Origin of the sequence: Marinomonas pontica (assembly GCF_036322735.1) — a bacterium.
Lineage (GTDB): Bacteria > Pseudomonadota > Gammaproteobacteria > Pseudomonadales > Marinomonadaceae > Marinomonas > Marinomonas pontica.
The window spans coordinates 1,419,291-1,440,069 of the sequence record NZ_AP027271.1 but is presented as its reverse complement, the minus strand read 5'-3'; the positions used below and the strand labels follow the sequence as shown (position 1 = coordinate 1,440,069).

18 protein-coding genes and 1 pseudogene are annotated in these 20,779 nt (G+C 45.5%); 10 read left to right on the top strand and 9 right to left on the bottom strand.

The window, feature by feature from the left end; all coding sequences use genetic code 11:
* Positions 1-6 precede the first annotated feature (6 nt).
* The 5 genes from rng to AABA11_RS06685 all read right to left on the bottom strand — a co-directional run bounded on the left by rng (position 7) and on the right by AABA11_RS06685 (position 4,451).
* On the bottom strand, positions 7-1,461 hold the full coding sequence (gene rng / locus AABA11_RS06705; protein ID WP_265729320.1) for a ribonuclease G: 1,455 nt from the start codon (positions 1,459-1,461) through the stop codon (positions 7-9).
* A complete protein-coding gene (locus tag AABA11_RS06700; RefSeq protein WP_265729319.1) occupies positions 1,454-2,062 on the bottom strand; it encodes a Maf family protein in 609 nt (202 codons plus the stop codon). The genes rng and AABA11_RS06700 overlap by 8 nt, the downstream gene beginning before the upstream one ends.
* A gap of 22 nt (positions 2,063-2,084) precedes the next feature.
* Positions 2,085-2,558, bottom strand: a complete 474-nt coding sequence (gene mreD / locus AABA11_RS06695) for a rod shape-determining protein MreD (protein WP_265729318.1) — start codon at positions 2,556-2,558, stop codon at positions 2,085-2,087.
* A complete protein-coding gene (gene mreC / locus AABA11_RS06690) occupies positions 2,558-3,340 on the bottom strand; it encodes a rod shape-determining protein MreC (protein ID WP_265729317.1) in 783 nt (260 codons plus the stop codon). Before mreC ends, mreD begins: the two co-directional genes overlap by 1 nt.
* A gap of 67 nt (positions 3,341-3,407) precedes the next feature.
* Positions 3,408-4,451, bottom strand: coding sequence for a rod shape-determining protein (locus AABA11_RS06685; RefSeq protein ID WP_338266448.1), 1,044 nt, complete (start codon positions 4,449-4,451; stop codon positions 3,408-3,410).
* A gap of 236 nt (positions 4,452-4,687) precedes the next feature.
* Between AABA11_RS06685 and gatC the strand changes: the two genes are divergently transcribed.
* Genes gatC through gatB form a run of 3 tightly spaced genes read left to right on the top strand, consistent with a single transcriptional unit; the run spans position 4,688 to position 7,895 of the window.
* Entirely contained in the window at positions 4,688-4,975 is a 288-nt protein-coding gene (gene gatC, locus AABA11_RS06680) for an Asp-tRNA(Asn)/Glu-tRNA(Gln) amidotransferase subunit GatC (protein WP_265729315.1), read from the top strand.
* An 11-nt stretch (positions 4,976-4,986) separates the two neighbouring features.
* Positions 4,987-6,447 carry an Asp-tRNA(Asn)/Glu-tRNA(Gln) amidotransferase subunit GatA gene (gene gatA, locus AABA11_RS06675; RefSeq protein WP_338266446.1) on the top strand — a complete coding sequence of 487 codons (1,461 nt, stop codon included), beginning with the start codon at positions 4,987-4,989 and terminating at the stop codon, positions 6,445-6,447.
* A gap of 2 nt (positions 6,448-6,449) precedes the next feature.
* The gene (gene gatB, locus AABA11_RS06670) at positions 6,450-7,895 is read left to right on the top strand and encodes an Asp-tRNA(Asn)/Glu-tRNA(Gln) amidotransferase subunit GatB (RefSeq protein ID WP_338266443.1); all 1,446 of its coding nucleotides are present in this window, start codon (positions 6,450-6,452) and stop codon (positions 7,893-7,895) included.
* An 82-nt stretch (positions 7,896-7,977) separates the two neighbouring features.
* Here gatB and AABA11_RS06665 read toward each other — a convergent pair whose 3' ends face one another.
* Positions 7,978-9,216, bottom strand: coding sequence for a GGDEF domain-containing response regulator (locus tag AABA11_RS06665; RefSeq protein ID WP_338266442.1), 1,239 nt, complete (start codon positions 9,214-9,216; stop codon positions 7,978-7,980).
* Positions 9,217-9,389: 173 nt separating this feature from the next.
* Between AABA11_RS06665 and AABA11_RS06660 the strand changes: the two genes are divergently transcribed.
* Both AABA11_RS06660 and AABA11_RS06655 read left to right on the top strand, forming a co-directional pair.
* Positions 9,390-9,677: a YkgJ family cysteine cluster protein gene (locus AABA11_RS06660; RefSeq protein ID WP_265729311.1), complete on the top strand. Its 288-nt coding sequence runs from the start codon at positions 9,390-9,392 to the stop codon at positions 9,675-9,677.
* Positions 9,674-11,344, top strand: coding sequence for a L,D-transpeptidase family protein (locus AABA11_RS06655; RefSeq protein WP_338266438.1), 1,671 nt, complete (start codon positions 9,674-9,676; stop codon positions 11,342-11,344). The genes AABA11_RS06660 and AABA11_RS06655 overlap by 4 nt, the downstream gene beginning before the upstream one ends.
* Before the next feature lie 76 nt (positions 11,345-11,420).
* On the opposite strand, the gene rlmM is transcribed toward AABA11_RS06655, so the two are convergent.
* The 3 genes from rlmM to AABA11_RS06640 all read right to left on the bottom strand — a co-directional run bounded on the left by rlmM (position 11,421) and on the right by AABA11_RS06640 (position 14,391).
* The gene (gene rlmM / locus AABA11_RS06650) at positions 11,421-12,473 is read right to left on the bottom strand and encodes a 23S rRNA (cytidine(2498)-2'-O)-methyltransferase RlmM (RefSeq protein ID WP_265729309.1); all 1,053 of its coding nucleotides are present in this window, start codon (positions 12,471-12,473) and stop codon (positions 11,421-11,423) included.
* Positions 12,474-12,517: 44 nt separating this feature from the next.
* Entirely contained in the window at positions 12,518-13,189 is a 672-nt protein-coding gene (locus AABA11_RS06645; protein ID WP_338266436.1) for a TIGR01621 family pseudouridine synthase, read from the bottom strand.
* 104 nt (positions 13,190-13,293) lie between these two features.
* Positions 13,294-14,391, bottom strand: coding sequence for a GGDEF domain-containing protein (locus tag AABA11_RS06640; RefSeq protein ID WP_338266434.1), 1,098 nt, complete (start codon positions 14,389-14,391; stop codon positions 13,294-13,296).
* Positions 14,392-14,876: 485 nt separating this feature from the next.
* On the opposite strand from AABA11_RS06640, the gene AABA11_RS06635 reads away from it, so the two are divergent.
* From AABA11_RS06635 to AABA11_RS06615, 5 genes and pseudogenes are all read left to right on the top strand, one after another.
* Positions 14,877-16,427 carry an ABC transporter ATP-binding protein gene (locus tag AABA11_RS06635; RefSeq protein WP_338266431.1) on the top strand — a complete coding sequence of 517 codons (1,551 nt, stop codon included), beginning with the start codon at positions 14,877-14,879 and terminating at the stop codon, positions 16,425-16,427.
* Complete coding sequence (locus AABA11_RS06630; protein ID WP_338266429.1) at positions 16,424-17,491, top strand: ABC transporter permease; 1,068 nt, start codon at positions 16,424-16,426, stop codon at positions 17,489-17,491. The genes AABA11_RS06635 and AABA11_RS06630 overlap by 4 nt, the downstream gene beginning before the upstream one ends.
* Positions 17,492-17,500: 9 nt before the next feature.
* The gene (locus tag AABA11_RS06625) at positions 17,501-18,433 is read left to right on the top strand and encodes an ABC transporter permease (protein ID WP_338266428.1); all 933 of its coding nucleotides are present in this window, start codon (positions 17,501-17,503) and stop codon (positions 18,431-18,433) included.
* Between the two features lie 75 nt (positions 18,434-18,508).
* Positions 18,509-19,577, top strand: a pseudogene (locus AABA11_RS06620) (BMP family ABC transporter substrate-binding protein).
* Positions 19,578-19,736: 159 nt separating this feature from the next.
* Positions 19,737-20,753, top strand: coding sequence for an adenosine deaminase (locus AABA11_RS06615; RefSeq protein ID WP_338266426.1), 1,017 nt, complete (start codon positions 19,737-19,739; stop codon positions 20,751-20,753).
* The last annotated feature ends 26 nt before the right edge of the window (positions 20,754-20,779 follow it).

The following is a 20,779-nucleotide window of genomic DNA, read 5'->3' as shown; positions in this document are numbered from 1 at the left end:
CTTTGGCTAGCGTAAAACAACGTCATATTGATCTTGTGTGTAAACAGAGTCCACTTGGAATCGAATGGTTTTTCCAATAAACGCCTCCAACTCGGCGACAGCGGCACTTTCTTCATCAAGAAATCGCTCAACAACAGAACTGGCAGCCAATACGGTATAAGTTTGTGAGTTATAGGCCCTGTCAGCCCTCAAAATCTCGCGAAAAACTTCATAACACACGGTTTCAGGCGTTTTCACTAGACCGCTTCCTCGACAAGATCGACACGGCTCACATAAAGTCTGACCAAGACTTTCGCGGGTTCTTTTTCTGGTCATCTCAACCAAGCCCAGCTCAGAAACACCTGTAATTTTCGTCTTAGCGTGATCCGTATCCAATATTTTCTCAAGCATTCGCAATACTTGACGCTTATGCTCTTCGTCTTCCATGTCGATAAAATCAATAATGATAATCCCACCGAGATTTCTTAGCCTCAATTGGCGGCCAATTGCTGTGGCCGCCTCTAGGTTGGTCTTATAAATGGTCTCTTCTAAATTTCGACTGCCAACAAAAGCCCCTGTGTTGACATCAATGGTCGTCATCGATTCCGTTTGCTCAACCAACAAATAACCACCCGACTTCAATTGCACCTTGCGATCCAACGCCTTGTGAATTTCGTCCTCCACACTGTAAAGGTCAAAAATAGGACGCTCGCCAGGGTAATACTCAATACGGTCTCGTAGCTCAGGAATAAAGTCTTCGGCAAAGGCACGCAACTTAGCGTAATTCTCCTTTGAATCAATACGAATCTTCTCTGTGGTTAATCCCACCAAATCACGCATTGTGCGCAAATGTAGAGGCAAGTCTTCATAAATAATAGAAGGGGCTTTTGCGTTCTGCATTCTGCGCTTTACCGATTGCCAGAGACGTGTCAAAAACTTAATGTCTGACAAAATTTCTTCTTCACCCGCTCTTTCCGCGGCGGTTCTTAAAATATAACCACTGTTTTCATCCGCGTCTGTAAGCGCCTCAGAAACAAGAGACTTTAGTCGCTCACGCTCTACTTCATCTTCAATTCTCTGACTGACACCAACGTGCGCCTGATCCGGCATGTAGACCAAATAACGGGAAGGAATAGAAAGGTGCGTGGTGAGTCGAGCGCCCTTTGAGCTAATAGGGTCTTTCGTTACCTGAACAACCAAAGACTGACCCTCACGCAAATAATCTCCAATTTGATCACTGGGATTAACCGCATCCCTATTGACCACCTCAGAAACATGAATAAACGCGGCCCGTTCCAAACCAATATCCACAAAAGCGGCCTGCATACCAGGCAAAACCCGAACCACCTTACCCTGGTAGATATTTCCTACAATGCCTTTGCGACTGGAGCGCTCAATATAAACCTCTTGCAATACACCGTTCTCTACAAGAGCAACACGAATCTCCATAGGAGTAACATTAATGAGTACATCTTCACTCATGAGACATTTCCTCCAAAGAATGTATACCAAACTGCGCTAATAATTGCGCCGTTTCATAAAGTGGAAGACCCACCACCGCAGAGTATGAACCTGACATAGAACTCACAAAAACAGAGCCTAGCCCTTGAATAGCATAAGAACCCGCCTTATCTTGAGGCTCATTTGTTTTCCAATATTGATCCATTTCAACGTCTGAAATTGATCGAAATGAGACATTGCTAGTCACACACTCAGTGGCGACATGCTCAAAGGCCAAATTACAAACACACAAAGAAGTGATGACCTGATGGGATCGCCCAGACAAAAGTCTAAGCATAGACTTTGATTCACTTAATGAGGAAGGTTTACCTAAAACTTTACCATCGACGACCACACTGGTGTCGGAAGCAATAAAAATTGCGTTTACGTCTTGTTGAGACTGATGCGAATACATCAAGGCAGACGCTCTCGCCTTCTCAACCGCCATACGAATAACATACTCTTTGGCGTCTTCATGCTCGTGAGGCGTTTCATCAATATCAGCAGGCAGCACCAAAAACTCTTTGACCAAAAGGCCCAATAACTCTTTTCTTCTTGGCGACGCTGAAGCCAAAACAAGCATAAATAATCCCTAAAACAACAATTTATCGAATAGCATAAATACGACGAACACTGCGTAAAATAATAAAAGACCAAGGCCATAACACCCCAGTAATCACCGCAGGCATAAAAATCATTAGCGTTGGCTCCGCGTGCCCAAGATAATGGTCAACCCAAAAGTCCACCAATTGATTTACGCTCACCAAAAGGCAGATAAAAAAGCCTTGCTGCCAACGATGGTACATTCTTAAACGCTTATAAAAAACGGCGCAGGTATAGGAAATAATGACGTAGGTTAGAGAATGCTGCCCAATAATCCCACCTTGCAGTAGGTCAACCATTAGACCTAAAAACCAAGCAAGACCAACACCCACACGAAATGGAAGCGCTATAACCCAGTACAAAATCACCAATAAGGCCCATTCAGGACGAAACCAAACCAGCTCTTCAGGGAAAGGAACGGCCTCCAGCATAAGCGCTGTCAGCAAAGTAATACAAAACACAAAAATTGGCTTCACTACCGTCCTACCTTAGGCTTTTCAATAAGCATAACATGACGACTGCGACCCAATTGCGCCAATGGAACAACATCCACATCCGCATACGCTTTGCCCTGTGTATACTTCACACTTCTTACGACGCCCACAGGGTAACCACTTGGAAAACGCTTATCCAAACCTGAAGTGGTCAGTACATCACCCTTTTTAATATCTACCGAACGAGGGACGCTCATTAGCTCCATGCTGGTTAAGCTGCCAGTACCACGTAAAATCCCTCTGAACCCAGTGCGAGAAAGCTGAACCGGCACAAAATGACTGGCGTCAGCAATCAACAAGACTCGACTACTGTAAGCTGCGGTTTCTACCACCTGCCCTAATACACCCGTCGCATCCAAAACCGGCTGCCCTATGTAAGCACCAGATGAAAAGCCTTTATCAATCATAAGCTTGTGACTGTAAGCATTTTGATCAAAGCCGATCACCTCAGCCATAACAATCTTTTCATCCACACGCTGTGAAGCATCCAATAACTCACGCAAACGAACGTTTTCAGCTTGCAAAGACTCCAAGCGTTGCTGGCGACTGCGTAGAATAAGAATTTCAGCGTGTAAGGATTGGTTTTCTTTAACCAGACCTTCTCTACTGGCAAGATGCTCTCCAGCCCAGTTGAGCATTTTCTGAGGGGTATTTACAACAACTTGGATTGGCGTAACAAGCAAGGTCAAATAAGGCCTTACTTGCGAAAAGACAGCATAGCGGACATCTGCAACAATCATCGCCATAGACAAAATAACCAGCACGATAAATCTCGTACTGGAAACTTTGCCACTAAAATGAAGCGAATTATTAATGGTACGCTCCTAACGCTTACTCGTTATCTGCCGTAAACAGTTCAGAAGCATGTTTGTCCATTAACTCTAAAGCCATACCACCACCACGTGCCACACACGTTAGTGGATCGTCAGCGATAATAACCGGAAGCCCTGTCTCTTCACTGATAAGGCGGTCAATTTCACGTAGCAACGCACCACCACCAGTCAAAACAAGACCCGTCTCACCAATATCTGCCGCCAATTCTGGTGGAGATTGCTCAAGAACACCCTTGATTGCTTGCACGATCTGAGCCAACGGCTCTTGCAGAGCATCTAGAATTTCTGTGCTAGTAAGAGTGAAAGAACGAGGAATACCTTCCGCTAAATTGCGTCCACGAACATCAATTTGCAGCTCTTCACCCGTGTGGTAGGCCATACCAATTTCTGTTTTGATTCGCTCAGCCGTTGCATCACCAATCAGGCTACCATATTGACGACGAACATAAGTCGTAATCGCCTCGTCAAAACGGTCACCACCAACGCGAATGGATTCAGAAGTCACAATACCGTTTAAAGAAATAATAGCGATCTCAGTAGTACCACCACCGATATCAATAACCATGGAACCAGAAGCCTCAGCAACAGGCAGACCCGCACCAATCGCAGCCGCCATAGGTTCTTCAATAATGTACACTTCACGTGCGCCCGCGCCCAATGCAGATTCTTTAATGGCACGACGCTCAACTTGTGTCGATTTACAAGGAACACACACCAAAACGCGTGGACTTGGTTTCAAAAAACTATTTTCATGAACTTTGGAAATAAAGTATTGCAGCATTTTTTCTGTAACGTGAAAGTCAGCAATAACGCCATCTTTCATTGGTCGAATAGCTGTGATATTACCCGGTGTACGACCTAACATGCGCTTCGCATCGGTACCAACTGATGCAACTGTTTTTTGGTTTCCATTATGACGAATCGCAACAACAGATGGCTCATCCAGCACAATCCCGCGATCACGAACGTAGATAAGGGTATTTGCCGTTCCTAAGTCAATTGACAAATCACTTGAAAACATTCCCCTGATTTTCTTAAACATGAATTCTTACACCCTGATAATACGATACGAACAGCGTCAAAATGTAACAACGACGCGTCCATTGGGCAAGTTGATTCCGCGTAAATATTAAAAAAGTTCCCATGTATTTCATTGTTTAACAAAAAAAATTAATAAATAGAAAATATGCCTTCTTTTTCATGTCGTCCGCTTTATAGCAATACCACTAAGGGATACAATGGCAGGCATTTACGATAAATCAAAATATTAGGTGGAACATGTCCATAGACAAACAAGACGTGCAAAAAATTGCGCACTTGGCTCGCCTCGCCCTTACTGAGGAAGACGCCGATCAATACCAGCACTCTCTTTCGAGCATTTTATCGCTCGTCGAGCAAATGCAATCCATTGACACTGATGGGGTTGAACCTTTGTCGAATCCGCTTGAAATGACACAAAGATTGAGAGAAGACTTGGTCACAGAAGAAAATCGCCGTGATGCATTTCTAGCGAACGCGCCGCAAACTGAAGCCGGCCTTTTCCTTGTACCAAAAGTGATCGATTAAGAGAGACAAGCATGTTTGAACAAAGCATCTCAACATTAGCGCAAAAATTGCGCAACAAAGACATCTCCAGTGTCGAGCTAACTCGTCACTTTCTAGCGCGAATCGCCAAACTCGACCCTCAACTAAACAGCTACATTACCGTGAGTGAGCAACGCGCCCTAGAACAAGCAGCCGCGGCCGACACACTACTTCAGAGCGGCAAAGGCTCAAGCTTAACCGGTATTCCAATTGCCCACAAAGACCTGTTCTGCACCCAAGGAACGCTCACCACCTGCGGCTCCAAAATGCTGAATAACTTTACCCCGCCCTATGAATCCACTGTGACAAGCCGCTTTCAACAAGCTGGCGCCGTCATGCTAGGAAAAACCAACATGGACGAATTTGCCATGGGTTCCTCCAATGAAAATAGCTTTTATGGCGCAGTGAAAAACCCTTGGAACCTAGACATGGTTCCTGGCGGCTCATCTGGTGGCTCAGCAGCAGCGGTAGCGGCCGGTCTAGCAGTAGCAGCAACAGGAACAGACACGGGCGGATCCATTCGCCAGCCCGCTTCATTTTGCGGCATCACAGGTCTGAAACCCACTTACGGACGCGTGTCTCGCTTTGGCATGATTGCCTATGCATCTAGCCTGGACCAAGGCGGCCCAATGGCAAAAAGTGCCGAAGATTGCGCACACCTAATGCAAGCCATGGCTGGGTTTGATGACAAAGACTCCACGTCTGCTGAGCAAGCCGTCGACGATTATGTGGCCAACCTGAACGCACCTTTGACAGGATTAAAGATAGGACTTCCAAAAGAATACTTCGGTGAAGGCCTTGATTCAGCCGTTGCTGACGTCATCATGACCGCTGTAAAAGAGTTCGAAAAACTGGGCGCGACCGTAAAAGAAATTTCTCTACCAAACTTACAGCTAAGCATCCCTTCTTACTACGTGATTGCGCCATCTGAAGCCTCTTCAAATCTATCTCGCTTTGACGGTGTTCGTTTCGGCCACCGCTGTGACGACCCAAAAGACTTGTTAGACATGTATATGCGCTCACGCGCAGAAGGTTTTGGCACCGAAGTGCAAAAGCGTATTATGGTTGGCACTTACGCACTCTCTGAAGGCTACTACGACGCGTACTATTTGAAGGCACAAAAAATTCGTCGCCTTATTAAAGAAGACTTTGTTAAAGCACTAGAAGAAGTCGACGTCATCATGGGACCTGTTGCACCAACAACAGCCTTCGGTCTTGGTAGCAAAACCAGCGACCCAGTGGCCATGTACCTCGAAGACATTTACACATTATCCGTTAACCTTGCCGGCATCCCGGCCATGTCTGTCCCAGCGGGCTTTGCCAACGGCATGCCAGTCGGGCTGCAAGTAATGGGTAACTATTTTGCCGAAGCCAAGCTATTGAACGTAGCGCATCAGTATCAGCAACACACTGACTGGCACCTACAAACACCCACTATGGCAAAAGGAGCATAAGCATGAACTGGGAAGTTGTTATTGGCCTTGAGATTCATACTCAGCTCTCTACCAAATCTAAGCTATTTTCTGGCGCCGCGGTTGGCTTTGGCGCAGAGCCAAACACACAAACTACCCTTGTCGACTTGGGCATGCCTGGCGCACTGCCGGTTTTCAACAAGGAAGCATTGCGCATGGCCGTTATGTTCGGCCACGCTATCAACGCTGAAATTGGCATGACGTCCGTCTTTGCGCGTAAAAACTACTTTTACCCAGACCTTCCAAAAGGCTACCAAACCAGCCAAATGGATCACCCAATTGTCGGTAAAGGCTACCTTGATGTGATGCTAGAAGACGGCACCACTTCGCGCGTTGGCATCACTCGCGCCCACCTTGAAGAAGACGCGGGCAAATCTCTGCATGAAGATTTCCAAGGCATGACTGGAATCGATTTAAACCGCTCCAGCACACCATTGCTTGAGATCGTCTCTGAACCAGACATTCGCTCTGCAAAAGAAGCCGTTGCTTACGTCAAAATGATCCACTCCATTGTGACTTACCTTGGCATTTGTGATGGCAACATGGCTGAAGGCTCAATGCGTTGCGACATCAACTTGTCCCTGCGCCCTAAAGGCCAAAAAGAATACGGCACGCGCACAGAAATCAAAAACGTCAACTCGTTCCGCTTTATTGAAAAAGCCATCTACACCGAAATCGAACGCCAAGCTGATATCCTAGAAGATGGCGGCCGTATCGTTCAGGAAACTCGCCTTTACGACCCAGAGAAAAACGAAACTCGCAGCATGCGCTCTAAAGAAGACGCTAACGACTATCGTTACTTCCCATGTCCAGACCTATTGCCAGTGGTATTAACCCAGGAATACGTTGATGACATTAAAGCCACGCTACCAGAGTTACCAAGCCAGAAAGCCGCGCGCTTCCAAAGCGAACACGCTCTAAGCGAATACGACGCAAACGTCCTGTCCTCTTCTCGCGCCATGGCCGATTTCTTTGAAAATGCCAACAATGTCGCCAAAGATGCAAAATTAACAGCCAACTGGGTAATGGGAGAACTGAGCAAACTCTTAAACCAAGAACAGTTGGACATCGAAAATTCACCCGTTAGTGCTGAAGCGTTTGGCGAATTACTGGTTCGAATCAAAGACAACACCATCAATGGCAAGACGGCAAAAGACGTACTTCAAGCCATGTGGAACGGAGAAGGATCGGCGGACGCCATTATCGACGCGAAAGGCCTAAAACAGGTAACAGATACCGGCGCCATTGAAGCCATGATCCAAACCATTTTAGACGCCAATACAGCTCAAGTAGAGCAATACCGCGCCGCTGATGAAGACAAGCAGAAGAAAATGATCGGCTTCTTTGTAGGGCAAGTAATGAAAGCCTCCCAAGGTAAAGCCAATCCGGGTCTAGTAAACCCTATTTTGATCAAAATGCTAAAAGGTTAATCGACCCCTTCAAAATACAAAAACCAAAACCGCACAAATTGTGCGGTTTTTTTTCAATCTGAAAACCAACGCTCAATCAAGTTCACGCGGTCGAAACAATACGATCTCGCCCTAAACGCTTTGCTTCATACAAGTTATGATCTGCGATTCGAATCAACTCTTCAAGCGAATCCACGGCTTGGCAACACATACCCACACTGCACGTCAGTGAAATTTTCGCCTCAGTAAACTCTTTTAATCGCAATCGCGTCAAAAAGACATTCAACGAATCCAGTAAATCCTGTCCGTCCACTTTTGCCATTACACAGAATTCTTCGCCACCAAAGCGGCACACTAACATACCCGGAAAGGTCTCCAATATCTCTCGCCCAACCGCCTCAAGCAAGTTATCACCTACTATATAGCCATAGGTATCATTGATGCTTTTAAAGTGGTCAATGTCTAGCATTGCCAGTGAAATCGCTTCCGGTGACTCTCTAAATAAACGCTCGCCTTCTTCAAACAAATAGCGTCTATTTTTTAATTTCGTCAATGGATCCACGTTCGCCAAATCTCGAATTGTCTCTAGCATTTCCTGAGCTTCTAAGCTGTGAATCACTCGACAATGAAATTCCTCATGATAGAAAGGCTTTTTAAGGAAATCATTGGCGCCCGCTTTGATAAATTTAGCCGATAAGGCGTTGTCGCCTTCAGCAGACAATCCAATAATGACCAAATCTTGAAATCGAGAGTTGTATCGAAGCATCCGCACCAAATCATAACCATTTACCAATGGCATATTATGATCGGTGATTAACATCCGAATGTCTGGATCTTCTTCTAGCTTGGCCAATGCCACCTGACCATTTTCCGCTTCGATGACATTAAACCGATACTGCTCAAGCAAGATCTTAATAAAAAGACGACTCGTGGAAGAATCCTCCGCAACCAAAACCTTAATGCCCTGATTGCGATTTAACCGCTCGATAACTTTAATAACATGATTAAAAGAATATCGACTGTCTTTGGTGATGTAATCCAAGACACCTTTATTTAGCAAACTAAGTCGTAAGTTATCATCAAAAGTACCCGTCAACACAACACAGGGAATCTTATAAGACAGGATAAGATCAACAATTTCACCGTTCTCAGCATCGGGCAAATTCAAATCGACAATCGCCGCAAAGTAATCACCGCCAGACTGTTTTAGCTTATCTTCAGCCTCTTTGTAACACGCACACAATACTGGCGTAAAAAACGAAATCTGAGACAGGAGATGGTGCAACACCTTCAACACAACAGGACTGTCTTCAATTACTAATATTTTTCTCTGCACCGTCATGTGTGGACTCCAACTAGAAAAGCAACATCTTTACTTTTTGATAATATTTTTAAATTATCCCCTATGACCCATGATTCCGATACTCTAAAATAACTTTCTCGAGTATTGTTTTGTAAAAAAATCGACAAGACTTTACATTAACATCACTCTGTTTACATGCAAGGTTGTTTCTTATGCAATGCCGATCCAATTGTGGAGCTTGCTGTACGGCACCCTCTATAAGCTCGCCCATACCAGGCATGCCAAACGGAAAAGCCGCAGGCGAACCTTGCATCCAATTGTTAGACGATTACCGTTGCGCATTATTCGGCAACCCGTCTCGACCTAAGGTGTGTGCGGATTTTCATGCTGCCGAATACACTTGCGGCCGCAATAGAGAAGAAGCGCTTACTATTTTGATCCATTTGGAAGATGAAACCAGCCCCAATCAAACCGGCTTACTAAAAAGGATATCTCAATGACCTCAGCGAAACACATTTTGCCTGTACTTTGTGTCAGCTTATTGCTTAGCGCCTGCTCGACCACCAGCAGTAACAAACAATTTGTTGTTGTACCTCCTAGCGAATCGCAAATCGAGAACAGCGTAAAAGAGCAAGTTTCATTGACGCTCAACGCCTTTACACCTGTTGCAGGGCAAGCCATCCCAAATCACAGCGTTTTAGAAGCTTACGAATCTCGCGGTTATGAACCTATTTGGATCAAAGATAAAAAGATCAACATGTCGCTTTACAAGCTTGTCGACATTCTCGAACAATCTCATGCTCATGGGCTCAACCCCATCCATTACCACACGAGCATCATCAAAGAATATTTGGCTATTAAAAAGCCCACGCCACAACAATTGGCCGAAATGGATGTCATCAGCACCATCGCCCTAACCAGCTACGCCCACGACATCAGCAACGGGCGCTATGAACCCCAATTAATCGATCCAAATTGGCAGCTAGACGCGCCAAGCAACAACTGGAAAGACTTGCTTTTCCTTGACTCTGCCACCGACATGGTAAACTCATTGCAACTACTTTCTCCTCGCAGCCCACAATATCAAGTACTGCAAAAATGGCTGGTGTACTACCAAGACCTCGCCAAAAAGGAGAAAGACATATTTGTTAGCGCTGGTGTTCCATTATCACTTGGTGACTCAGGCCCCCGCGTAGCCCAACTAAGAGCCAGACTGGTTCAATTAGGAGACATTCGCTTTTCAACCCGAAAAGTAAATGAAGAAGAGTTCGACTCGCGCTTAAAAGAAGCACTTATGCGCTTCCAATATCGCCATCACATCATGGCCGACGGTGCGGCGGGCTCCAAAACCATCGAAATGCTCAACGTACCACTTGAAACCCGAGCCAAACAGATCAGCTACAATCTAGAAAGATGGCGTTGGCTTCCAAGCGAACTAGAGGCCAATCGCATTTGGGTTGACCTTACAGACTACACAGTCAACTTACATTTAAACGGCGAACTCACTTCAATGAAAGCCGTCATAGGCAAGCCAGACAGAAAAACGCCGGTTTTCAAAGGCCTAATGACCTACATGGTAACAAACCCAACGTGGCGAGTACCGCATCGCATTGCCAGAGAAAACTTGCTGCCTAAGCTGCAAGCCGATCCAAACTACCTTATCAAACATGGCTACAAGGTATATTCAAGCTGGGGAATTGGCGCCAAAGAACTGGATTCAACACAAATCAATTGGAAAGCCATAGACGAAGACAAATTGGCTTACCGCTTTGAACAGGAACCAGATGAAGGGAACGCACTAGGCCAATACAAATTCATGTTCCCGAATAAAAATGAAATTTACCTGCACGACACACCAGCAAAACACTTATTTCGCGAAGAAAACAGAGCGTTTAGCTCAGGCTGTGTCCGCTTGGAAAATCCGGTTGAATTTGCCCGCGAGATCACCAAAGGCAGCAAGCAATACAACGACATGAACAACTCTCTTAAGAATGACAGCAATACGGTTATTACATTGCCAACGTATATCCCCGTTTACTTGGTGTACTTTACCGTTGTCCCCAACGCAAACGGCATGCTTGAGTTCCGTAGCGACGTATACGACAGAGACACTTTAATGGAAGAAGCCATGGGCTATTCGCCATTTAGTGCTGGGGACTCCATCTAAGCTGTCCCACCCAGATAAAAAAACACCCCATAGAAAGCCGATTTCTATGGGGTGTTTTTTATAAATGGCGATCGCTTCATCGCACCATAATGCATACCGTGACTTCTTCACGATCATGGTAGAGATGTTTTATCTGATAATGGTAACCGACTCCCGCTTTTCTCAGCAAAGATTCAATCGTTTGCATGCACAAGGCCACTTCTTGGTATCGCTTCTTCATTGGCAATTTAAGATTAAAAATCGCCCTTCTGGTCCAGCCACTCGCCAACCATTGAGCCATCAACTCTGCGACTTTGATGGGACGCTCTACCATATCGCACACCAGCCAATCCACGGTATAAGGAGGCTCATATTTAAAACCGTCTGCTTTTTCATGCTGAACCAAACCTGTCGACATCAACTCTTTCTGCATAGGGCCATTATCAATCGCAATCACATGAATGCCTTTCTTTACAAACTGATAAGTCCACCCACCTGGCGCAGCACCAAGATCAACCGCCGTCATTCCTTCGGTCAAATCGGTTTCTCGCGTTTGCTCAGGCACAAACTGCAAGAACGCTTCTTCCAGTTTCAACGTTGAACGACTTGGCCCAGCCGCAGGAAAGCGTAATCGACGAATTCCCATCGGAAACTCACTACGACAAGCCGCGTAGGACACACCCAAATACGCCGCCTCACCATCCAACATAAAAACATGATGACGGACACCAACCGCTTTGTTTCTCAATACCCCTGATTTTTTCCAACCTTCGCGCAACGGCTTCTCTAGTTTTTTAATCAAGCCAGATAACGACTTTGCCTCATTGGTATCGGCTGTCTCTATCCATATCTCTTCGGCTAATGGCAATTCGCGTGCCGCCTCAAGCAACGATTCAACCCGACCACCTTGCTCTAACTCAATAACATCATTTACAGCAATAATTTGGCGAGCAAAAATCAACCGATTAAACGTCAATTGCTGGATCAATGTTTCACCAGCGTCCGCTTGATCAAAGTTATACACAATGTAGCCCGCATCAGGAACCACCTTAGCGTAGCCATAAAACCCTTTACTACTTGCTACTTCCGACAGCTCTGCAGCACAATCTTTCTCAAAACCTTGTCGGCAATAAACCAAAACATTTTTCATTCAAATTCCTTCTTAGTCAGAGACTTTCTGCTAAGTTGTATCAATTATTTTCTAGAGGGCCACGTCAGTAAAGATTCATCAAACTGCATAGCCACAAATTCAGCCAGTCCTGTGGAAAAGAACCCCCCTACATTGGGTGCACAAACATAATGTCGCCGCTCTCCACGCCACTCAAACTGCAGAGAGTAAGCATGTAAATACCCCCTATCGGACGCCTCACCAGCGTACCTCATGTCCCCCAATATAGGAGAACCGACACTCTTTAATGCGACACGAATTTGGTGTGTTTTACCCGTTAAAGGTCTAAGGTAAAAAACCCTAACCCCCTGAAAAGAAGACGAAAAAAACTGAGTTACAGCGAAGTTTTCACTGTCCTTAGTCAATTTCCACTGCCCTCTTCGGCTCGGTATCATGCCACCAGACACCGTACCTTGCTTTTTCTTAGGCTTACGGTTTGACAAAGCCAAATAACGCTTTTCAATATCATGCTGCTCAAACAAACGACCAAACTCCGCCGCCGCGTTTGCGTGACACGCCACCACCAGCAAACCAGAGGTCATTTTATCCAGCCGATGCACTGGATAAAAAGTGTGATCCGGATAAGACAACGCCAGCGATTGCATTACCCCTAAGTCTTCAGACTCAGCATGAAAGCTCATGCCTGCTGGCTTTTCAACCACCCAGTAATCATCACAGCGAAACAATATAGGGAGCAAATGCGCCTCGTTACGAATAAATAAAGAAAAAATAGATTAGCCAACAAGTTTATCCACAGAGAAAGTGGACAACTCATATGTCAATACAAGGAAGCAAATAATATCTAGTTCTGATAATCCGATTGCACAGAAAGACGATTTCGACCGCTTCGCTTAGCCGCATACAAGCCTTTATCCGCCTGCGCCGAGATTTCTTCGTAGCGAGACACGCTAGGGTCAATCGCAGCCAACCCAATACTAATCGTCACTGGAATCACAATGCCATGTTCTGTTTCGATTAACATATCTTCAACTGACTGCCTCATATGCTCCATCATAGCGGCGGCTTTTTTCAGACTGGTATCACGCATAATGACAATGAATTCCTCACCGCCATATCGGCCAATTTCATCCTGAGAACGAATCACCGACGCCATCATAGCGGACACTTTGGCCAGCACCAAATCCCCAGCTTCGTGACCGAATGTATCATTGATCTTCTTGAAGTGATCCAAATCCACGATAGAGAAAACACAAGACTCTCTATTGATAACCGAGTCGGCAAAAATATTGACCGCATCCGCCAGCACTTTACGGCGGTTTGACAAACCGGTTAGCTCGTCTTTTTCCGCCAATGTTCTAAGGTGATGATTGACTGCTTTTAATCGATTCATCACCAAATTAATCACCATGGCAAAATTAAATGCCACAGCTAAAAAGACCAATATGATGGCAATTTCTTGATCCACCGTGCTCAGATATAAGCCACCCGTATTAACGAGCTCACACAACAAAAATAACGCAACAGACGCACCAACAATCCAGCCTTTCGTTGCTCGTTGATCTGCACGAAAAACAACAAATGAATACGCAATAACATTCACAAAAAACCAATGGAAACCACTGCTCGTACCAAAATAAAACAAACTCAGCACAGTGATTTGAGAAATTTTAATGATGGGCATCAATAACTGCGCCCTAGAGAAATAACCAATGTAATTATAGCGAAGGCCAATAACACCAATGAACAAGCCGAAGGCAGAAAATAAAGAGACGGAATACATTTGGCGGAACGAAAACACAGCAATCATAAATAAACAGCTCAAACAAAACATCATGTAAGAGAAGTTCACCACGTGCTTTTGATTGAGGTCATTGCCGAACTCATCGTCAAAGCCAAGGTTCAAAAGCGTTTTAATGAGTTGCTTTATCGAAGAAAACACAATACCCCGCATTCATTTATCTGTATTAAAAACAATCAAGCTTATGTTGTTATGCTTACCAACTATTATATGCGAAAACAGGCTTCTATAATGTGCAGGCGAAAGCACGTACTTTACAGAAAAGCCGCCCCTATTTCTATTCATTATGGCGAGTAATACCGACAGGTCATAAAGTTTAGACCAATCCGCTTGGAAGCAAAGAATAATCAGCACAATATCATGGCGCCATTGCCACCTTAGTCACAAATAGGGCGTATAGATTGAGTCAGCTCATTGGCATGGAATTTGATTAGTAACAGACACGCAAACAACTAAAAACACAAAACATTAACTAATCGGTCAAATATACAAAAAAACGCGACATTGCGCACCAAAACAAAACACAAGCAAACCCAAAACGGTGCGCGTCAAATTGAAAACTGTCGTATATTTCATACTGGATACTATGTATAGATGTCCATTACATTAAATAAGGTGCCAGAACATTGAAAAGAAGCAACTTGGTATCACGCTTAGAGCTTGTGAGTATTACCAAACAATATCCAGGCTGCCTTGCTAATGATGACATCAGCATCAGCCTAATGCCTGGAGAAATTCACGCGCTATTGGGGGAAAATGGTGCAGGTAAAAGCACCCTGGTAAAAACCATTTATGGTGTCGTTTCGCCCGACAAAGGCGACATCATATGGGATGGTCGTGAAGTCAGCATCAAGTCCCCTTCGATTGCACGGGATTTGGGTATCGGCATGGTGTTCCAACATTTCTCCTTGTTTGAGACACTCACCGTCAGCCAAAACATTGAGCTGTGCCTAAGCAAAACTCAACTCAATGCCATTGGAAATTTGGCCGAACGAATCGTACAACTTTCTAAAGAATACGGCTTAAACGTGAACCCTGACCGTTATGTTCATTCGCTTTCTATTGGTGAAAGACAACGAGTGGAGATCATGCGTTGTCTTGTCCAATCCGTAAAACTGCTGATACTTGACGAACCTACCTCAGTGCTCACACCACAAGAAGTCGCTGGATTGTTTGACGTATTGCGCACACTGTCAAAAGAAGGCTGCAGCATTTTATTTATCAGCCACAAGCTTCATGAAGTCACTGAGATTTGCCATAAAGCCACCATCTTGCGGGGCGGTAGAGTCGTTGAAACCTGTGTTCCACAGGAAGAAACGCCCGCCTCCATCGCAAAAATGATGGTAGGCGACTTGGCAGAACAGGACGCAGGTTACGCTAAAAAGATAGGCACAAAGTCTCTCTTCAATGTCAACTGCTTATCTCTGCCTGCAAAACAGCCTTTCGGCACATCATTAAAAGACATCAGTTTCGAACTAAAATCCGGCGAAATATTAGGGATCGCGGGGGTTGCAGGCAATGGCCAAGACGAACTAATGGCCATTATTAGCGGCGAAGACGAACGGGATGTAAAAAACAGCCTGATCCTTGAAGACAAAGCAATTGGCCACCTACATGCGGGGGACAGAAGAAAATTGGGCATGGCGTACGTGCCAGAAGAACGCTTAGGCCGCGGTGCTGTGCCAGACATGAGCCTGACGGAAAACACGCTACTAACCCACAGCGATGGCTTTATTAAAAAGGGATTGGTTGACTGGCCAAGCATCCAAAAATACACCGAAACGCTCATCGCCAAATACAAAGTAAAGTGTCACGGTGAGTTTTCCGAAGCTAAAAGCCTAAGCGGCGGTAATTTACAAAAATTTATCATGGGACGTGAAATCGGCCAAAACCCCAAAGTATTGATCTGCGCCCACCCAACCTGGGGTGTGGATGTTGGTGCCGCTCTTGCCATCCACCAAGCGTTACTGGCGCTGCGAGATCAAGGCGCGGCCATTTTGCTGATTTCCGAAGACATAGATGAACTGTTTTTATTAGCTGATCGTATGGCCGCCGTGTGTGACGGACATCTTTCGCCAGTAGTAAAAACAGAATCCACCAATATTGATCAAATAGGACAATGGATGGCTGGCACTTTTATCAACAGCAATAACGACTTTAAAGGGGCCAAGTCATGATCCGCATTCAAGCTCGCACTGAGCCAAGCTCAATGATGAAAATCGCTTCGCCGCTGCTCGCCATCGTTTTAACCTTAATATTTGGCGGCATTCTTTTCTCAGCCATTGGAAAGTCGCCTACTCAAGCATTGCACGTTTTATTGATAGCGCCATTGGCCGACAGCTACAACATTGGCGAAATGTTCGTCAAGATGGGGCCTTTATTACTGTGCGCCGTTGGCCTATCACTCTGCTATCGAGCCAACATGTGGAACATCGGTGCGGAGGGGCAACTGCTGGCAGGCGCATTGGGTGGATCTGCGATGGCACTTTACTTTGTCGATTCAGAATCTGCCTTTGCATTGCCGATCACGTTACTGGCGGGCATCGCATCTGGAATGATTTGGGCCGCGATTCCGACATTCTTGAAGCTGAAATTTAACTCGAATCTCATCTTAACCACCATCATGTTTAACTATATTGCTTTGTATCTTTTGATATGGGCGGTTCATGGTCCGCTTCGTGATCCAAAAGGTTTTGGCTTCCCCGAATCGGCTATGTTTTCTGATTCGACGCTATTGCCCACACTCTTTGACAGCAGCCGAATCCATCTTGGGATTGTCTTCGCCATCCTGTCAGGTGTGGTCGGCTGGTTTATCCTAAGCAAAACGCATTTGGGTTTTCAAATACGAGTATTTGGTGCTGACGAGCCCGCCGCAAGATACGCCGGCTTTAGCAGCAAAAAACTCAGCTGGCTGGTCATGCTATTTGCTGGCGCGCTAGCTGGCTTAGCAGGAGTGAGTGAAACCACAGGCCCCATTGGCCAATTGGTTCCAAACGTTTCCCCCGGCTATGGTTATTCTGCCATCATCGTCGCTTATCTCGGCAGGCTTCACCCTATTGGAGCCATTTTGGCCGCGATCTTTATGGCGGTACTTTATATGGGCGGAGACTTAGCGCAAATCGAAATGGGTATCCCTGTCGCCGTCGTCAGTATGTTTCAAGGCGTTTTATTGTTCTTTCTTCTGGCTTGTGATTTTTTCATTAATAATCGCCTCGCCTTTTCAAATCATGCGACAAACTAGGAGCCACTTATGGACTCGGATCTAATCGTACAAATTTTGTTTGCCGCCATCAAAACCGGCACCCCGCTTCTGTTTATCGCATTAGGCGAACTCATCTGTGAGAAATCTGGCGTGTTGAATCTTGGCCAAGAAGGCATGATGCTAATGGGCGCTGTTGTCGGGTTTCTGGCCGCTTACGGCACTGGCAGCGCCGGTTTAGGCGTGCTTGCCGCGATGCTTATGGGTTGCCTTATGAGCCTGATATTTGCCGCTCTTGTACTGCACTTAGGCGCCAATCAAGTGGCAACTGGACTGGCACTAACCATCTTTGGCACCGGATTGAGCGCCTTTGTCGGCTCTGGCGTTGTTGGACAAACCATCCAAGGCTTTCAGCCTATTGCTATTCCGTTGTTAAGTGACATCCCTTTTATAGGGAAGATCTTGTTCAATCACGACATACTGGTCTATTCCTCTTTTGCCATCACTTTCACCCTTCTTTATGTGGTCAATAAAACCAGAATCGGCTTAACCCTTAAAGCCGTTGGTGAGAACCCCCATGCCGCCAATGCGATCGGCATTAAAGTGTTGCGCGTTCGTTATTTATCCGTGATGTTTGGCGGCGTAATGGCAGGAATGGCCGGCGCCTACATGTCACTCGTTTATACACCAATGTGGGTAGAAAACATGACAGCGGGGCGCGGCTGGATTGCGCTTGCGTTAGTGGTGTTCGCCTCATGGCGCGTTGGTAGAATTATGCTAGGGGCGTATTTATTTGGGTTGGCGAGCATTATGCATTTGGTTCTTCAAGGTTTGGGCTGGTCTATATCTCCCAATTTGCTCGCCATGTTGCCTTATGTTGCGACGGTTATCGTCATGGTTATTATCAGCGCAGATCAATTTAAAGAAAAACTGCTCGCCCCTCGATCACTGGGCAAGCCGTTTGATCCAAGACAAATGGCGTAAACGAGGCATTCGTTTTTGCATTTTGTTTATGAGTTATTACATAAAAAACGCCGGAAGGCATAAAAGGAGCAAAAAATGAAACTGAAAAGTTTACTGGTTAGTCTGGGGCTTTTGGCTGGAGCAAGTGCAATACAAGCTGCAGAGCCGTTATAAAGTGGGCTTTGTTTATGTTGGCCCAGTGGGTGATTTAGGCTGGAGCTACGAACATGACATGGGTCGAAAAGGCTTAGAAGAATATTTTGGTGACAAAGTAAAAACCACTTACGTAGAAAACGTGCCAGAAGGCGCGGACGCTGAACGAGTTATTACACAGTTGGCAAAAGCGGGCAACGATCTGATCTTCACCACGTCTTTTGGATTCATGAACCCAACAGTAAAAGTTGCGAAGCGCTTCCCTAAAGTTACCTTCGAACACGCAACAGGGTACAAACTGTCTAAAAACCTAGGTACGTATGTTTTGCGTACTTATGAAGGACGTTATATTTCGGGCGTAACCGCGGGCATGATGACCAAAACCAACACCATTGGCTACATTGGCTCATTCCCAATCCCTGAAGTTATTCGCGACATCAATGCCGCTTATATGGGTGCGAAAAGCGTCAATCCAGACGTGAAAATGAAAATCGTTTGGGCGAACACTTGGTATGATCCAGGTAAAGAAACGGATGCTGCTAACGCCTTAATGGATCAGGGTGTAGACGTTATGCTACAACATACTGATAGCCCAGCTCCTCTAATTGCCGCCGAAAAGCGTGGCTTACGTGCGATCGGTCAAGCATCCGACCAGAGCAAATTTGCCCCTAACGCTCACATCTTCTCAGTACGTGATGACTGGGCGCCTTATTACATCAAACAAGTTCAAGCGGTTATGGATGGCACATGGGAATCTAAAGATTTCTGGGGTGGATTCCAAGACGACATGCTAACACTTGCCTCTATTAACCCGAACCTCCCTAAAGATGTTCGCGCTAAAATTGATGCAACTTTAGCGTCTATCAAATCTGGTGAATTCAAACCGTGCACAGGCCCGATCAAAGACAACAAAGGCAACGTTGCGGTTCCTGCCAATCATTCATTAACGGATGTCGAGCTGGCTCAGGTTAACTGGTATGTCGAAGGCATCACTGACGAAATTCCTCGCTAAACCGAATAGACCTATATACAGCCAGCGACACTGGCTGTATATTCCCCTGCTTTTTTACAAGTGACGCAATCAATACCCTTTTCTCCGTTTTTCTCGCTATATTTAAGAATTAAACGCCAAGTAAAACAAAGTCGTTACAGCCAAATAAAAGGTAACCTAATGAACACAACAAACACACTGATCGAGTTATCAAAGGCAATGCCAAAGACCGAGCTTCATTTGCACATTGAAGGTACCTTTGAGCCTGAGCAGATGTTTGCTATCGCGCAACGCAATAACGTTGAACTGAAATACTCAACCGTTGAAGCTTTAAAAGCAGCCTACCAGTTCACCAACCTACAAGACTTTCTAGACCTTTATTATCAAGGCATGTCAGTGCTTCTTCATGAAGTCGATTTTTACGACCTAACCATGGCGTATTTAGAAAAAGTTCACAGCGAAAACGTCGTGCACGTCGAGATTTTCTTTGACCCACAAGGTCACTTGTCTCGTGGTGTTGCGTTTGACGTTCAAATAAAAGGCATCCATAACGCGCTCCAAGACGCGGAAAAAAAATGGGGCATGACATCCAAACTTATTATGTCCTTCCTGAGACACCTAAGCGAAGAAAGTGCTTTTGAGACATTAGAACTGGCTAAGCCCTATTTGGCTTGGATTGATGGCGTTGGATTAGACAGTTCCGAAGTGGGTCACCCGCCTGAAAAATTCTTACGCGTTTTTGAGAGCTCTAAAAGCCTTGGTCTAAAAGTCACCGCTCACGCAGGAGAAGAAGGGCCACCAGACTATGTATGGCAAGCCATCGATCAAGTCGGAGTAGAACGCATTGATCACGGCAATAGAGCACTTGAAGACGACAAACTTATTCAGACCATCAAACAGCGTAATTTGACACTGACTGTTTGCCCACTTTCCAATCTAAAGCTGTGCGTTGTCAATGACATGAAAGACCATCCCATCAAGCAGATGCTTGCCTTAGGCCTACACGCCACAGTGAATTCGGATGACCCGGCTTATTTCGGTGGCTACATGAACGACAATTACACGTCGTTGATTCGCAACACCAACATCAGCAAAGAGGAGTTATTTCAACTGGCCAAAAATGGCATCACAGGCAGCTGGATGGCAGAAGACACTAAAGCAATGCATTTAAAACATTTGAATACGCTGTTCGCTTAAACCTCTTTTTTGCTTGTTACATTGAT

Coding starts and splice junctions, on each gene's coding strand:
- rng (WP_265729320.1), bottom strand. CDS start 1,461: ATGAGTGAAGATGTACTCATTAATGTTACTCCTATGGAGATTCGTGTT.
- AABA11_RS06700 (WP_265729319.1), bottom strand. CDS start 2,062: ATGCTTGTTTTGGCTTCAGCGTCGCCAAGAAGAAAAGAGTTATTGGGC.
- gatB (WP_338266443.1), top strand. CDS start 6,450: ATGAACTGGGAAGTTGTTATTGGCCTTGAGATTCATACTCAGCTCTCT.
- AABA11_RS06655 (WP_338266438.1), top strand. CDS start 9,674: ATGACCTCAGCGAAACACATTTTGCCTGTACTTTGTGTCAGCTTATTG.
- rlmM (WP_265729309.1), bottom strand. CDS start 12,473: ATGAAAAATGTTTTGGTTTATTGCCGACAAGGTTTTGAGAAAGATTGT.
- AABA11_RS06615 (WP_338266426.1), top strand. CDS start 19,737: ATGAACACAACAAACACACTGATCGAGTTATCAAAGGCAATGCCAAAG.
- gatC (WP_265729315.1), top strand. CDS start 4,688: ATGTCCATAGACAAACAAGACGTGCAAAAAATTGCGCACTTGGCTCGC.
- AABA11_RS06685 (WP_338266448.1), bottom strand. CDS start 4,451: ATGTTTAAGAAAATCAGGGGAATGTTTTCAAGTGATTTGTCAATTGAC.
- AABA11_RS06625 (WP_338266428.1), top strand. CDS start 17,501: ATGGACTCGGATCTAATCGTACAAATTTTGTTTGCCGCCATCAAAACC.
- AABA11_RS06665 (WP_338266442.1), bottom strand. CDS start 9,216: ATGACGGTGCAGAGAAAAATATTAGTAATTGAAGACAGTCCTGTTGTG.
- gatA (WP_338266446.1), top strand. CDS start 4,987: ATGTTTGAACAAAGCATCTCAACATTAGCGCAAAAATTGCGCAACAAA.
- AABA11_RS06660 (WP_265729311.1), top strand. CDS start 9,390: ATGCAATGCCGATCCAATTGTGGAGCTTGCTGTACGGCACCCTCTATA.
- AABA11_RS06630 (WP_338266429.1), top strand. CDS start 16,424: ATGATCCGCATTCAAGCTCGCACTGAGCCAAGCTCAATGATGAAAATC.